General features: G+C 65.1%; 14 protein-coding genes. 5 read left to right on the top strand and 9 right to left on the bottom strand.

Going from position 1 to position 13,273, the window contains the following annotated elements; all coding sequences use genetic code 11:
* Positions 1 to 6 precede the first annotated feature (6 nt).
* Complete coding sequence (locus tag D4754_RS08580) at positions 7 to 447, top strand: MarR family winged helix-turn-helix transcriptional regulator (protein ID WP_121062714.1); 441 nt, start codon at positions 7 to 9, stop codon at positions 445 to 447.
* A gap of 53 nt (positions 448 to 500) precedes the next feature.
* On the opposite strand, the gene D4754_RS08575 is transcribed toward D4754_RS08580, so the two are convergent.
* The 5 genes from D4754_RS08575 to ku form a co-directional block, all read right to left on the bottom strand.
* Positions 501 to 1,157 (bottom strand): hypothetical protein, encoded by a 657-nt coding sequence (locus D4754_RS08575; protein ID WP_121062601.1) that lies wholly within the window; start codon positions 1,155 to 1,157, stop codon positions 501 to 503.
* Positions 1,158 to 1,239: 82 nt separating this feature from the next.
* A complete protein-coding gene (locus tag D4754_RS08570; RefSeq protein WP_121062600.1) occupies positions 1,240 to 2,193 on the bottom strand; it encodes a sensor histidine kinase in 954 nt (317 codons plus the stop codon).
* A 125-nt stretch (positions 2,194 to 2,318) separates the two neighbouring features.
* Entirely contained in the window at positions 2,319 to 3,059 is a 741-nt protein-coding gene (locus tag D4754_RS08565; protein ID WP_121062599.1) for a Crp/Fnr family transcriptional regulator, read from the bottom strand.
* A 139-nt stretch (positions 3,060 to 3,198) separates the two neighbouring features.
* Positions 3,199 to 5,637 (bottom strand): DNA ligase D, encoded by a 2,439-nt coding sequence (gene ligD / locus D4754_RS08560; protein WP_121062598.1) that lies wholly within the window; start codon positions 5,635 to 5,637, stop codon positions 3,199 to 3,201.
* Positions 5,634 to 6,461 (bottom strand): non-homologous end joining protein Ku, encoded by an 828-nt coding sequence (ku, locus tag D4754_RS08555; protein WP_121062597.1) that lies wholly within the window; start codon positions 6,459 to 6,461, stop codon positions 5,634 to 5,636. Before ku ends, ligD begins: the two co-directional genes overlap by 4 nt.
* 163 nt (positions 6,462 to 6,624) lie before the next feature.
* Between ku and D4754_RS08550 the strand changes: the two genes are divergently transcribed.
* The 4 genes from D4754_RS08550 (at position 6,625) to D4754_RS08535 (ending at position 9,356) form a co-directional block, all read left to right on the top strand.
* The gene (locus tag D4754_RS08550) at positions 6,625 to 7,320 is read left to right on the top strand and encodes a CDP-alcohol phosphatidyltransferase family protein (RefSeq protein WP_121062596.1); all 696 of its coding nucleotides are present in this window, start codon (positions 6,625 to 6,627) and stop codon (positions 7,318 to 7,320) included.
* A 139-nt stretch (positions 7,321 to 7,459) separates the two neighbouring features.
* On the top strand, positions 7,460 to 8,206 hold the full coding sequence (locus D4754_RS08545) for an energy-coupling factor ABC transporter ATP-binding protein (protein WP_121062595.1): 747 nt from the start codon (positions 7,460 to 7,462) through the stop codon (positions 8,204 to 8,206).
* Positions 8,203 to 8,802, top strand: a complete 600-nt coding sequence (locus tag D4754_RS08540) for a CbiQ family ECF transporter T component (protein ID WP_163025844.1) — start codon at positions 8,203 to 8,205, stop codon at positions 8,800 to 8,802. The genes D4754_RS08545 and D4754_RS08540 overlap by 4 nt, the downstream gene beginning before the upstream one ends.
* Before the next feature lie 20 nt (positions 8,803 to 8,822).
* The gene (locus D4754_RS08535) at positions 8,823 to 9,356 is read left to right on the top strand and encodes a biotin transporter BioY (protein ID WP_121062593.1); all 534 of its coding nucleotides are present in this window, start codon (positions 8,823 to 8,825) and stop codon (positions 9,354 to 9,356) included.
* Between the two features lie 45 nt (positions 9,357 to 9,401).
* Here D4754_RS08535 and D4754_RS08530 read toward each other — a convergent pair whose 3' ends face one another.
* The 4 genes from D4754_RS08530 to D4754_RS08515 are packed head-to-tail and all read right to left on the bottom strand — an operon-like array spanning position 9,402 to position 13,268.
* The gene (locus tag D4754_RS08530) at positions 9,402 to 10,409 is read right to left on the bottom strand and encodes an ABC transporter ATP-binding protein (RefSeq protein ID WP_121062592.1); all 1,008 of its coding nucleotides are present in this window, start codon (positions 10,407 to 10,409) and stop codon (positions 9,402 to 9,404) included.
* Positions 10,406 to 11,392 carry an ABC transporter ATP-binding protein gene (locus D4754_RS08525; protein ID WP_121062591.1) on the bottom strand — a complete coding sequence of 329 codons (987 nt, stop codon included), beginning with the start codon at positions 11,390 to 11,392 and terminating at the stop codon, positions 10,406 to 10,408. Before D4754_RS08525 ends, D4754_RS08530 begins: the two co-directional genes overlap by 4 nt.
* Positions 11,389 to 12,255, bottom strand: coding sequence for an ABC transporter permease (locus D4754_RS08520; RefSeq protein WP_163025843.1), 867 nt, complete (start codon positions 12,253 to 12,255; stop codon positions 11,389 to 11,391). Before D4754_RS08520 ends, D4754_RS08525 begins: the two co-directional genes overlap by 4 nt.
* Positions 12,255 to 13,268: an ABC transporter permease gene (locus D4754_RS08515; protein ID WP_121062590.1), complete on the bottom strand. Its 1,014-nt coding sequence runs from the start codon at positions 13,266 to 13,268 to the stop codon at positions 12,255 to 12,257. Before D4754_RS08515 ends, D4754_RS08520 begins: the two co-directional genes overlap by 1 nt.
* Positions 13,269 to 13,273: the final 5 nt, after the last annotated feature.

Raw genomic sequence — 13,273 nt, 5'->3', positions numbered from 1 at the left:
TTCGGCATGGAAGAAACCCAAGATCTCGTGCAGCGTGATGCTGATTATGTGCTGGACGATCAGATCGGGTACGTGCTGCGCTTGGCCTCGCAACGCCATGCCGTCATCTTCCAGAACCACGTGTCGGACCTGACGGCCACGCAGTTTTCCACTCTGATCCGGATATCCGAACACGGCCAGGTGTCGCAGAACCATCTGGGCCGGCTAGCGGCCATGGACGTGGCGACGATCAAGGGCGTGGTCGACCGGCTGAAGGCCAAGGGGCTGGTGCGGTCGCTGCCCGATCCGAATGACAAGCGCCGGTCGAGCATCACGCTGACCGAAGACGGGCAGGCCATGATCACCCAGTTGAAGCGCGACGGCGCGGTGATCAGCGCCGATACGCTCGCGCCGCTGAAACCGGCAGAGCAGAAGACGCTTCTGGCGCTGCTGAAACGCATTACCTGAGATCTGCCCATAAGCGTGACGGACCCCGAGCCGCAGAATTGGTGCGCCGGACGCTAAAGCGCTGAAATGATCTCCTTGCTGAATTGTGCGGCGTCACTGCGCCGGGTCTGAAGCGCCGAAAGAACTTTCCTGATCCTGCGTTGATCCCTGCGCGACCGGATCTGCCGCGCCTCTACTGCGCGCGGCGCCACGTGGACGGTATCGCCATCGTGGTCGAACCCGAAATCCCGGACCGCCGCCACCAGACGTTGGGCCTGGTTCGTCGTGGCCACGGCCACCAGTTTCAGGTCGTCGCAATCGTTGACCCGGAAGCCCGATCCGTCCAGCGCCCGGCCCGCCACGTCGCGAAAGCTGCCGATGTCGACGAACCCGCCGCTGGCGATAGGTCCCTGGCCCGTCAGTTCGGACGGCAGGTCGACCTGGTCCTGTCGCAGTTCGCTGCGATCCACAACGCTGGCAAAGACCGGACCGTCCGGCGTGTCGAAACAGGCGAGCACGTCCAGAAGATAGGCCGGCTGCGCCCCCATGTTGCTGACCAGACAGCGCGCGGTGATGTCGTCGGCCCCGCCGCGGGTGATCAAAAGGCTCGACCGTCGCTGCTGCCGGAAGTCCTTGAGGAAGATGTTCAGATACACCAGCCACACAAGGATGACCACGACGCTGGTCGCCAGCTGGAATAACCCGATATTGCTCTTGATCACATCCAGCATGGCGGATTCCTGATGTCCCGAGATTGTGTCGTCAGGACAAAAGAACCGGCCGGGGCGGATTTCGTTCCAGTCCCGCCCCGGATCAGCGGGGATCTGGTACGTGCAGGGGCAGCAGCATGTCGATGATCAGCCAGCCATCGACGTAATCCCGTGTCTTCACGGCCTTCAGCTGCTGCGCCGAGGCGTGGATCAACCGCGAGCCGAAGCCGCGTTTCAGCTGGTCATTGTAAGCCTCGACTTTCTCGCGCCAGACCAGTCGCAGGCCGTCCGGCTCATAGGCCCATCGCACCGCGATTTCCCCGTCGCATTGCTGCAATGCGCCGTACTTGATCGAGTTCGTGATCCATTCATGGAAGATCAGCACCAGCGGCGTCAGCTTGTTGACCGGGATTTGCACATCGTCGCCGTCGAACGTGATGGGTTGGACGCCCCGGGCAGGCTCCAGGATGTTTTCCAGCAGATCGTGAAGCGAAACGGGCTTGGTCGAGTCCGTCTTGATCATCAGCGAATGGGCCCGGTCCAGGGCTTCGACCCGGCCGCGCAGCTTTTCCACCAGTTCGGGCTGGGACCCGCTTTCGCGATTGGCGTTCGAGATCATCGCCGACACCAGGGCGAACAGGTTCTTGATGCGGTGGCTCATCTCTTCCAGATGCAGATCGCGTTCGGCCAGAAGCTCCTGCTCGGCCGTGACATCCAGCGTCACGCCAAGGATCCTTGCCTGTCCGTTGCGCTCTACCATGCGTCCGATGCCACGCAGCCAGCGGTGGCCTGCCTCGGGGCGGCGCACGCGGAACACATGTTCGAACTCCTGCCCGTCCTCGATGATCGCGCCCAGTCGCTTGGCCATCTCGGCGCGGTCGTCCCTGTGGATCAACGGCAGGATACGGTCGATGCTCCGGGCCTGTTCTTTCGAGCACCCCAGAAGTTTCCGGCACTGGTCGTCCAGAACTGTCGCCTTGCTGGCCGGGTCGTATTCCCATCGGCCAAGACCGGCGGCGCTTACGGCAAGGTCAAGGCTTTCCTGATCGAGCAACATCGAACGCCTTCCATCGCATCAGTACCACTGAACAGCCTGAAGTTGCCCCGCGGGCAACTCATGCACGCAGGAGTCTACCTCACATACTAATCACATGTTAGTTTTATTGCGCCACAGTCAAGCAATCAAATGAGTTTCAGTGGGCCTTCGCCATAAAGATAGGCGGCATCGAAGGCACCGACGCGTTTGAGTTCATCGAAATCAAGGATCGTGACCTGCCCGCGCGAGATGTCGACAACGCCGGTTTCGCGCAGCTTGCGGACGACCCGGTTCATGTGGATCGACGTCGTGCCGCAGGAATCGGCCAGCTCCTGCTGGGTCAGCGGCAGGGCAAAGCCGGATTCGCCCGCCAGATCGACAAAGGTCAGCCGCTGCCACAGTTCGGCCATCAGATGCGCAAGGCGGCCGTGGGCGCTCAGATGCTCCATCTTCATGATCCACTCGCGATGCATCGCAGCGTCCAGAAGGGTGGAATACCACAGCATCTTGGACAGGTTCGGCTCTGTCTCCAGCACCCGGGTCAGGGCATCGTGGGTGACATAGCCGACCCGCACCGCGCCCATCGACACCACGTCATGGTCCAGCCGTTTCAGCGTGAACGCGTGCAGATCGACGAAATCGCCCGGAACGTGCAGCGCCACGATGTGCCGCTTGCCGCCTTCGTGGATCACCCGCGCCACCGTGCCTTCGATCAGGATCGTGCTGCGGTCCTGAACGTCGCCGCGCTTCAGGATGGTATGGGGCGACGTGAACTGCTGAACCTCGTCCACAAGGCTTTCCAGCAAGGACCGTTCGCGCACGTCCAATGCATCGCGCGACCTGCCCTGCAGGAAGCGACGCGTTCGCGGATAGCTGTCTTCTGTCATGAACCCGCCAAATCCGAGCCTTTGCCATTCTGGACTGCTCGGCCACAAACCCTAACATATGTTAATTCTTGCGCCAGATGCGGAATGGGCCCGACACCGGGATCGAGCCCGAGAATGACACGGACGGCAGGTATCCGCCTTATCTCCGTGACCATCGGTCAAGCGCGTCGACGACCGTATCTCCGATGCCATGGGCCTTGACCTCTGCCAGGGGACAATCGCGCGACAGGCGGTCGTCCATGTCACCGGGCCCGAACCCGTCGGGCCGGTCGAGGTCCGCCAGTTCGTCCCACGTCACCGGAACGGCCACCGCGGCGCCCGGGCGGGCGCGCAGGGAATAGGGGGCCACAGCCGTCGCGCCACGTTCGTTGCGCAGCCAGTCGATGAAGATCCGGCCCTTGCGCTTGGATTTCGACATCGTCGCGGTGTAGCGATCAGGATCCCGGTCGGCCATGATCGCGGCGAAGGTGCGGGAGAAGTATTTCACCGTCTCCCATTCCGAGATCCGCCTGAGCGGGACGATCACGTGAACGCCCTTGCCGCCCGTGACCATGGGGACAGCGTTCAGGCCGCACGCTTCCAGCCCTTCACGGACCTCCTGCGCGGCCTGTTTGACGGCGTCGAAATCCAGCCCTTCGTCGGGGTCGAGGTCGAAGACCATGCGGTCGGGCCGTTCGATCCTGTCGCGCCGCGATCCCCAGATGTGGAACTCCAGCGTGCCCATCTGCGCGGCACCGATCAGGCCTTCAGCGGTCGAGACATACATGTACTCCTCGGTCCCGCCGTCCTTTTCCTCGATCGGCAGGCTTTTCACCGCATCGGGGAAACCCTTGCCGGCGTGTTTCTGGAAGAAGCAGTCGTCCGCGATCCCATCCGGGCACCGCAGCAGCGACAGCGGCCGGTCGGCGAGATGCGAAAGCATCCGGTCCGACACCTTTTCGTAGTGCCGCGCCACATCGCCCTTCGTCAGTCTCGCGTCCGGATAAACTATGCGGCCCGTGCTCGACACCCGCACACCGCCGATCTGTTCGTCGCCGCCATCGGTCTCGGCTTCTGCCTTTGCACTCACCTCTCCGGCCTCCTTGTCCTCGCGCAGGCCCTTGTAGACGCCGTGGCGTATGCGGCCTTCGCTGGTGAATTCGGTGTACTCGACCTCGGCCACAAGGTGCGGCGTGACCCATTTCGCGCCCTTCGTCTCGGACGGCAGCGCGCCATCGAAGGGCGCGGTCTTGCGCGCGAACCGGTTCATGGTCTTGGCAAGACGGTTCAGGTCGTCTTCGTCGAACCCGGTGCCCACGCGGCCACGATAGGTGAACGTGTCGCCTTCGTAACTGCCCAGCAGGAGCGAGGAGAACGCGCGCCCTTTCTTGTCGGAAGGCGACCAGCCGGCGATCACGAACTCGGCCCGCCGTATGCATTTCGACTTGATCCAGCTTCGGCTGCGCGACCCGCGATAGGTTGCGTCGCGCCGTTTCGAGACGATCCCTTCCCCGTCCGCATCGCACATCGCGGCCAGCGCTTCGGCGCCGTCGCCTTCGATGATCGGGCTCAACCGCATCGCCCCGCGGGGCGGCTGGCCGTCGAACAGGGATTCCAACGCCTCGCGCCGTTCCTTCAGGGGCTTGTCCGTCAGGTCCTTGCCATTCAGATGCAGGCAATCGAAAGCGTAGTAGGTCAGCGGGTCCCCGGCCTTCAAGGCGGTTTGCAGGGTGGAAAAATCGCCGCCCCCGCCGCCTGCGATCACTTCCCCGTCGATCAGGGCCGCGTCGCAGTCCAAAGCGGCGACGGAGTCGCAGAGCGCGCCGAACCGGTCGGACCAGTCCTTGCCGTTGCGCGTGTAAAGCCGCACGCCGCCCTTGCCCACGGCGATCAGGCAGCGGTAGCCGTCGAATTTTGCCTCGTGCTGCCAACCGTCCCCCTTGGGCGGGGCGTCCTTCAGCGTGGCCAGTTGAACCTTCTGGAAGCGGGGGAGCTTTTTGGTGTGTTTCACGGGCGTCGCCGCGGGCTTGTCCGACGCGATGGCCCGCATGGCCCGGCCGGTCAAGACGCTGGTGCGGTGCTTGTTGATCAGCGCGTCGGCGCTGCGGCCCGCGAAATCGTCGCGTTCCTTGATCAGCAGCCAGTTTTTGCGCTTTTCACCCGATTTCCGGCGCATCCGAACCAAGGCCCAGCCGCCCTTCATCCGCGCGCCGTGCAGGCGGAAATGCAGCTTGCCTTCTTTCAGCCCTTCGGCCGGATCGTGGAGCGGTTCCCACCAGCCGGTGTCCCACAGCATCACCGTGCCACCGCCGTACTGGTCCTTGGGGATCGTGCCTTCGAAATCGCCATAGGCCACGGGATGGTCTTCCGTCCGCACCGCCAGGCGTTTTTCGGACGGGTCCGCAGACGGCCCCTTCGTCACGGCCCAGGACAGGAGAGCGCCCTGCCATTCCAGCCGGAAATCGTAGTGCAGGCGGGTGGCGTCGTGCTTTTGCACGGTGAACCCCAACTTGTCGCCCCCGGCCTCCACCAGTTCGGCGCGGGGCTCGGGTGTCACGTCGAAATCGCGCTTCTTGCGGTATTCCTCCAGCGTGGTCACGATGCTTTCCTCCGCGATCCCCCGGATTTGCCCTTGGTGCCCTTCACGCTCTTCTTCAACGCGTCCATCAGGTCGACCACGTTCTCGCCCTCGGGCCGGCCGTCATCCTTGCCGGTCTTGGCGCGCGGGGTCTTCTTCGACTTCATCTTCCGGTCGATCAGGTCCTTCAGCGCGGCGGCGTAGTGATCCTCGAACGCCGAAGCATCGAAGGGCGCCGATTTCTTCTCGATCAGCTCGGTCGCGACATCCAGCAGGTCATCGTCGGACGCTTCGTCCTCGATCCCGGAAAACAGAGGGTCGGCATCGCGGATGTCGTCCTCGTAGTGCAGCGTCTCCATCAGCAGACCGTCGCCGCAGGGGCGGATGGCGCAGAGGTACTCCTTGCCGCGCATCGTCAGCTGCCCCAGCCCGGCCTTGCCCGTCTTCCGAAGCGCATCGCGGACGACGCGGTAGGCGTCTTCGGCCAGATCGTCCGTGGGAACGACGTAATAGGGCCGGTCGAACCAGATCGGCGCGATCTCGTTCGTGTCGACGAACTGCACCAGCTCGAACGTCTTCTTCGTTTCCAGCCTGATGGCGTCGATCTCGTCCTTTTCCAGAAGAAGGTATTCGTCGTCGCCGGTCTCGTAGCCTTTCAGGATCTCGTCGCTTTCGACGGGGCCCACGCCCTGCACCACCTTCTGGTAATGCACGCGCTTGCCCGACGGTTCGTGGATCTGCCGGAACGAAACCCTGGCGCCCGAATTCCGGGCCGAATGGATTTCGATGGGAATGGAGACCAGCGATAGCCTCAACTGCCCTTTCCAGATCGCTCGCGATGCCATCGGTTCCCCCTGTGCGCGGGTTTCGCGCCGGGCGCGTGACGCGCCGGCCTTGTGACAGGGAACGCCGGGACGGGGCGAAGGGTTCCCTTGCGGCAACAGATTGCCCTTCGGGCACGTCGCGCGGACGCTTGCATCTCCCTGCGGGAAAAGGCAGGTTCGCCGGATGCGCTTCCGAGCCTATTCCGTACACCTCTTCACTGCCGCCGGTGCGTCGCTGGCCATGCTGGCATTGCTGGAAGCAGCCCAGCAGGACTGGGCGATGATGGCGATCTGGCTTGCCGTCGCGTTCATCGTCGATGGCATCGACGGCCCGCTGGCGCGGAAATACGACGTGAAGACGAACGCCCCGGTCATCGACGGGACGCTTCTGGACCTGATCATCGACTTCCTGACCTACGTGATGATCCCGGCCTACGCGCTTTACGGTTCCGGCCTGCTTCCCGGCTGGACCGGCTGGTTCGTGGTGCTGTTCATCCCGTTCACGTCGTCGCTCTACTTCTCCGACACACGCATGAAGACGGCCGATTCCTCGTTCCGGGGCTTTCCCGGATGCTGGAACATGGTGACGCTGGCGCTTCTGGTGATCGAGCCTGCATGGCAGATCATCCTTGGGCTGGTCCTTTTGCTGTCGCTCGCGCAGTTCCTGACGCTGAAATTCGTCCACCCGGTGCGGACAAAGCGCTGGCGGGCGATTTCGCTGCCGGTCGCAATGGTGTGGACGGCCTCGATCGGTGTTGCCGCCTGGACGGATTTCGCGCCGATGCCGGCGTTGACCATCGTGGTGGCGTTGACCTCGATCTACCTGCTGGTGGCCGGCGTGGCACAACAGGTGATCTACGACCGCGGCCACGTACGCTGAGCGGCGCAGACTGCGTCAGCCTCCCGACATTGAAACCCGGCACGTTCCGCTCTATCCGGGCGGGTGTCGACGGGATCAGTAACGGGCTTTCAGTCATGGGCGTGCCTTTTTTGCGGCAATTCATCGTGCAGGCCGCGCTGTGAGCCGCGGCGAGACGTTTCTTGCGGCGGAGGTGACGCCGGCCCGGATCCGGTTCGAGGACGTCTCGCTGACGCTTGAAGACCGGGTGGTTTTCGATGGCCTGAGCGTCGAGATGGACGTGTCGCGCACCGGGCTGGTTGGGCGGAACGGGGCCGGCAAATCGCAATTCCTTCGGCTGGTCTCGGGCCTTGTGACACCCGACAGCGGGACAGTGACCGTGAACGGCTTCGACCCCGCGAAGAACCGCAAGCGCGCCACGCGGGAGATCGGGTTCGTGTTCCAGAACCCCGAACATGGGCTGCTGTTCCCCACGGTGATCGAGGAACTGACCTTCGGCCTGAAGGCCCACGGCATGGGCAAGCGCGAGGCGGATGCCCGCGCGCGAGAGATCCTGCAGAATTTCGGCGTGCCCGGCTGGGATGAACGGCTGGTCCACTCCCTGTCCCAGGGTCAGAAACATTTGCTGTGCCTGATGGTGGCCACCGCGCCGGAACCCGGTTTGCTTTTGCTGGACGAGGCTTTCGCCGGGCTCGACCTGCCGACGGAAACGAGCTTGCATCGTATGCTGGCCCGATTGCCCGTGGCCCAGATCGCGGCGAACCACGATCTGGCTTCGCTGGCGCGGAACGACCGGCTGGTATGGCTGGATGCGGGAGCGGTCCGGGCCGAAGGTGCGCCGGACGAGATCCTGACCGCCTACCGGGCCGAGATGGAGGGGCGGATCCTGTCGCCCGACGCGCTTTGATCGGCGCGCTTTCCGCGCGGCACACGCGGTATCACGACTGGCACGCCGGGTGGAAACTGGTGGGCCTGTGCGTCTTCTGCACGGTGATCGGCTTCGCCCAATGGGTGGTCGCGGGTTGGACCGGACTGATCCTTGTCTTGGGGGCCGCGCGACTGGAAGGCGGCTGGTTCCTGCGGATGATCCTTGGCGACTTAAAGTCCGCTGCCCTGATCGCCGCCCTGATCGCCGCCTTTCAGTTGGCCCTTGGCAGCCCGATGAAAGGGCTCGAGATCGCGGGCGGGCTCCTGGCCTGCATTGCGGCGGCGATGATGATGACGCGCACGACGTCTCCGGCGGAATTGTTGGATACGGTCGACGGATGGCTTGAAACACTCGGCATGAATGAACGGCCCCGGCGCAAGCTGGCCCTTGCGGTTGCGCTGACTTTGCGCTTTGTCCCGGCCCTGTCGGAGCGCGCCCAGCGGCTGACGGAGGCACATCGCGCCCGGTCGCCCAAGCGGGCGGGGTGGCGGATCCTGCCGCCGCTGGCCATCGGCGCCCTGGACGAGGCGGACCGCGCGGCCGAAGCACTGCGGGCGCGCGCCGACCTGAACTGACCTTGAGGGAGAGGAACCCTATGGAACGAGATCTGACCCGCATCGCGCTTTTCGCGGCCCTGATTGCCGTTCTGGGGCTGATGCCCCGGCTGACGCTGGCCTCCGGCATCCCGCTCACGGCGCAGAGCATGGGGATCATGCTGGCCGGCACCATCCTTGGCGCGCGGAACGGCGCGCTGGCGGTGCTGCTGTTCCTTGGGCTGGTGGCCCTTGGCCTGCCGCTTCTAGCGGGCGGGCGCGGGGGGCTTGGCGTTTTTGCCGGGCCGACGCTGGGCTACCTGATCGGTTTCCCGCTGGGGGCTTTCGTCACCGGCCTGATCGCGTCGCGGTTCGAACACCGGATGGCCTTCGTGCCGTCGCTGACAGGCGCCTTTGTCGGCGGGATCATCGTGGTGACGGTCTGCGGGATCGTCGGCATGGCGGTGATGATGGGCGTCTCGCTGGCGCAGGCGACCACCTTCGCGCTGCCGTTCCTGCCTGGGGACGTGATCAAGGCCGTGCTGACCGCCGGGATCACCGCCGCGCTGTGGAAGGCCCGCCCCGCGTTGGCCTGACGGACCGCTACCAAAAGGACGGCGCGGGGTGCAGATGTCGTTCCGTCAGCTTTCGATCGGTCCCGGATGATGACAGGCGACTAGTGCGCCGGGCGTGCCGCTCTCGGCCAGTTTCGGCGTTTCCATCGAGCACAGCGGCGTGGCCTTCGGGCAGCGCGTATGGAACCGGCAGCCCGGGGGCGGGTCCATCGGCGACGGCAGATCGCCCTTCGGTACGATGCGCTTGCGGGCCCGTTCCTCGCGCGGGTCGGCGCGGGGAATCGCGGACAGGAGCGTTTGCGTATAGGGGTGCTGCGGCGCGGAATAAAGCGCTTCGACCGGCGCCAGTTCGACGATCCGGCCCAGGTACATCACCGCCACACGGTGCGAGATATGGCGAACCACGCCGAGGTCATGCGCGATGAAGAGATAGGCGCAGCCGAACTCTCCCTGCAGCTCCTCAAGCAAATTCAGGACGCCCGCCTGGATCGAGACGTCGAGCGCGGAGACGGGTTCGTCCAGCACGATGAGTTTCGGGTTCAGCGACAACGCACGGGCGATGCCGATCCGCTGGCGCTGACCGCCGGACAGCTCGTGGGGATAGCGCCCGGCGGTGTCGGCGGGCAGGCGGACCATGTCGATCAGGTCGGCAATCTTCATCTGCAGTTCGGCCCGCGGCAATGCCGCGAGGCGTAGCCCTTCGGCGAGGATCTGCTGAACCGTCATCCGCGGATGCAGCGACGCCATCGGGTCCTGGAACACGATCTGCATCTCGCGCCGCAGCTGTTGCAGGGCAGGCTTGTCCGCGGCGGTCACGTCCTTGCCCGCTAGCGTCACCTGACCCGAGGTCGGCTCGATCAGCCGCAGGATGGACCGGCCCAGCGTGGATTTCCCGCAGCCGGATTCGCCCACCAACCCGAAGGTTTCGCCCGCCGCGATGTCGAACGAGATGTCGGAGACCGCCTGCACCGCGCCCACGTCGCGGCCCAGAAGGCCGCCGCGCATGGGGAATTCCTTGATCAGGTTGCGGACGGTCAGGACCGTTTCGCCTTGTGGTGTGCCCATATCCTTCATTCCGCCACCTTCGCGTCGCGCGTCACCAGCGGCAAATGGCAGGCGCAATCGGTTTCGCCCACGCTTTCCAGTTCCGGGGTCTGCATCCGGCAGATCTCTTCGACCTGGGAGCAGCGGGGATGGAAGGAACAGCCCGAGGGCCGGTTGAAGATCGACGGCGGCGTGCCGTCTATCTGCTGCAGCTTGCCGGTGCCGTCCAGCGACGGCACGGCGCCGATCAGGCCGGCGGAATAGGGGTGGGCGGTGTGGTAGAACACATCGTCGGTCGTGCCGCGTTCGACGATCCGGCCGCCATACATCACGGCGATCTTGTCGGCGATGCCCGCGACGACGCCCAGATCGTGGGTGATCAGAACCATGCCGATGCCCAGATCCTTCCGCAGATCGCGCAGCAGGTCGAGGATCTGCGCCTGAACCGTGACGTCCAGCGCCGTGGTGGGTTCGTCCGCGATCAGCAGTTCGGGCCGGTTGGCCAGCGCCATGGCGATCATCGCCCGCTGCCGCATGCCGCCGGAGAATTCGTGCGGGTATTGCCGGATGCGCTTGGCGGGCTGGGGGATGGCGACGAGTTCGAAGAGCCGTTCCGCCTCCTTCAGCGCGTCGCGCTTGGACATGGAGCGGTCGTGGAGCGTGATCGCCTCGGCGATCTGATCCCCGATCCGAAGGACGGAGTTGAAGGCCGACAGCGGGTCTTGGAACACGCAGCCGATGGATTTTCCGCGTAGCTGGCGGATGCGGGCGGGGGGCATGCCGATCAGCTCCTGCCCCTTGAACCGTGCGCTGCCGCTGACACGGGCGCCGCGGGGCAGGAGTTGCAGCAGCGCCATCATCGCGATGGACTTGCCCGATCCGCTTTCGCCGACGATGCCCAGCACCTCGCCCGGATCCAGCGACAGGTCGACACCGCAGAGCGCCTCGGCCCAGATCCCGTCGTCGTTGCGGAACTCGATCCGCAGGTCTTTCGTCTTCAGCAGCGGGCTCATTGCGATCTCCGGTCAAAGAGATCGCGGAGGCCGTCGCCCAGGAAGGATGTCGCCAGCACCACCGTCAGGATCGCCATGCCGGGGCCGAAGGCAATCCACCAGTCGTAGAAGCGCGTCGCCCCTTCGGAAATCATGCTGCCCCATTCGGGGGAGGGCGGTTTCGCGCCCAGCCCGATGAAGGACAGGGAAGCGGCCAGCAGAACGACCTGCCCGAAATCCATCGTCGCGTTGATCAGCGTCGGCGTCCAGCAAAGCGGCAGGACATGGACCCGCAGCACACGGAGCGGGCTGGCGCCGCCGGCAATGGCGGCCTCGACGTGCTCGCGTTCCTTCACCTCCAGCACCTGCGCGCGCATCAGGCGGGCGTAGATCGGCCACCAGACGATGACCATGGCGATGGAGGCATTCGTAAGGCCGGGCCCAAGCATCGCGGCGACGGCCATGGCCAGCAGGATCGGTGGGAAGGCGACGGTCACATCGACCAGACGCATGATGATCCCGTCCGTCCAGCCCCCGAAGAAGCCGGAGATCGCGCCCAGAAGGGACCCGATGGCCACCGCGCAGGCGACGACGAGGATGGCGATGGGGATCGACCAGACCGCGCCATGCATGGTGCGGGAAAACACGTCGCGCCCCAGCGCATCGGTGCCCAGCCAGTGCTCGGCCGACGGCGGCTGCAGGCGCCGCCCGACCATGTCGAGCGGTTCGGCCATGGGCCAGAACTGCACCGTCAGCACGGTGAAGATCCAGAACAGAAGGATCGCCGCGCCGATGATGGCGGTCACCGGCAGCTTGCGGAACGTGCGCCGAAAGCCGCCGGACCGGCGGGCAGGGGCGGCGACGGGGGCAGAGATATCGGCCATCAGTGCACCTTGATCCGCGGGTTGGCCCAGGCATAGGCGATATCGGTCACGAGGTTCGCCAGGAGGAAGGCCACGGCGCCGACGATGGTGACGCCCCCGATCGCCGGGTAATCCAGCGAGGCCGCGGCGCGCACGGCGTAGGAGCCGATGCCGGGCCATGAAAAGATCGCCTCGGTCAGCACCGCGCCGGTTATCAGGTAGGCGAAGGTGAAGCCCAGGATCGTCAAGAGCGGGATCATCGCGTTGGGCAGCGCGTGGCGGATCAGGACGATGCGTTCCGGCGCACCCTTGGCGCGGGCGGTGCGGGCGTAGTCGAGCGACAGCCCTTCGACCAGCGAAGACCGAACCAGCCGGGTGATGATGCCTGTCACGGCCCAGCCCAGCACGAAGGCGGGGAGTGCCAGATGCGACAGGACCTGCAGGAACAGCGGGAAGTTCCCGGCAAGAAGCGCGTCGATCGTATAGAACCCGGTCACATCCGGGGGCGGCTGCACGCGGGGCGGCAGGCGGCCGGTGCCGGGGACGATGCGCAATTGCACCGACAGGACGTAGAGCAGGATCAGTCCTGACCAGAAGACGGGCAGGGACGAGCCCAGAAGGGCGAAGATCCGCGCGACACTATCCACAATCGTCCCGCGGAACCGCGCCGACAGAAGCCCCAGCGCCAGCCCCATGAAGGTGCCGATGATCATCGCGGCGATCACAAGTTCAAGCGTGGCGGGCAGGCGTTCGGCGATGTCCAGAGCAACCGGGCGGCGGGTGGAAAACGAGGTGCCCATGTCGCCCTGCAGCAGGTTGCCAAGGTAGCGGACGTAGCGGATGGGCAGCGGCTGATCGAGCCCCCATTCCGCCTTCACCGCGGCGACGATCTCGGGGTTCGACATCATCCGTTCGGGGACAAGGGCGGCCAGCGGGTCGCCCTTGGTCATTTGCGATAGCAGGAAGGAAACGCTCGCCACACCCAGCAGCAGGAAGGGGATCGAGATCAACCGTCTGAGGATATAGGCGAGCAAGGCAT

Source organism: Chachezhania antarctica, from assembly GCF_003646465.1.
GTDB lineage: Bacteria > Pseudomonadota > Alphaproteobacteria > Rhodobacterales > Rhodobacteraceae > Chachezhania > Chachezhania antarctica.
Note: the sequence above shows the minus strand (reverse complement) of the source record. Positions and strands in the feature narration are given on the sequence as shown.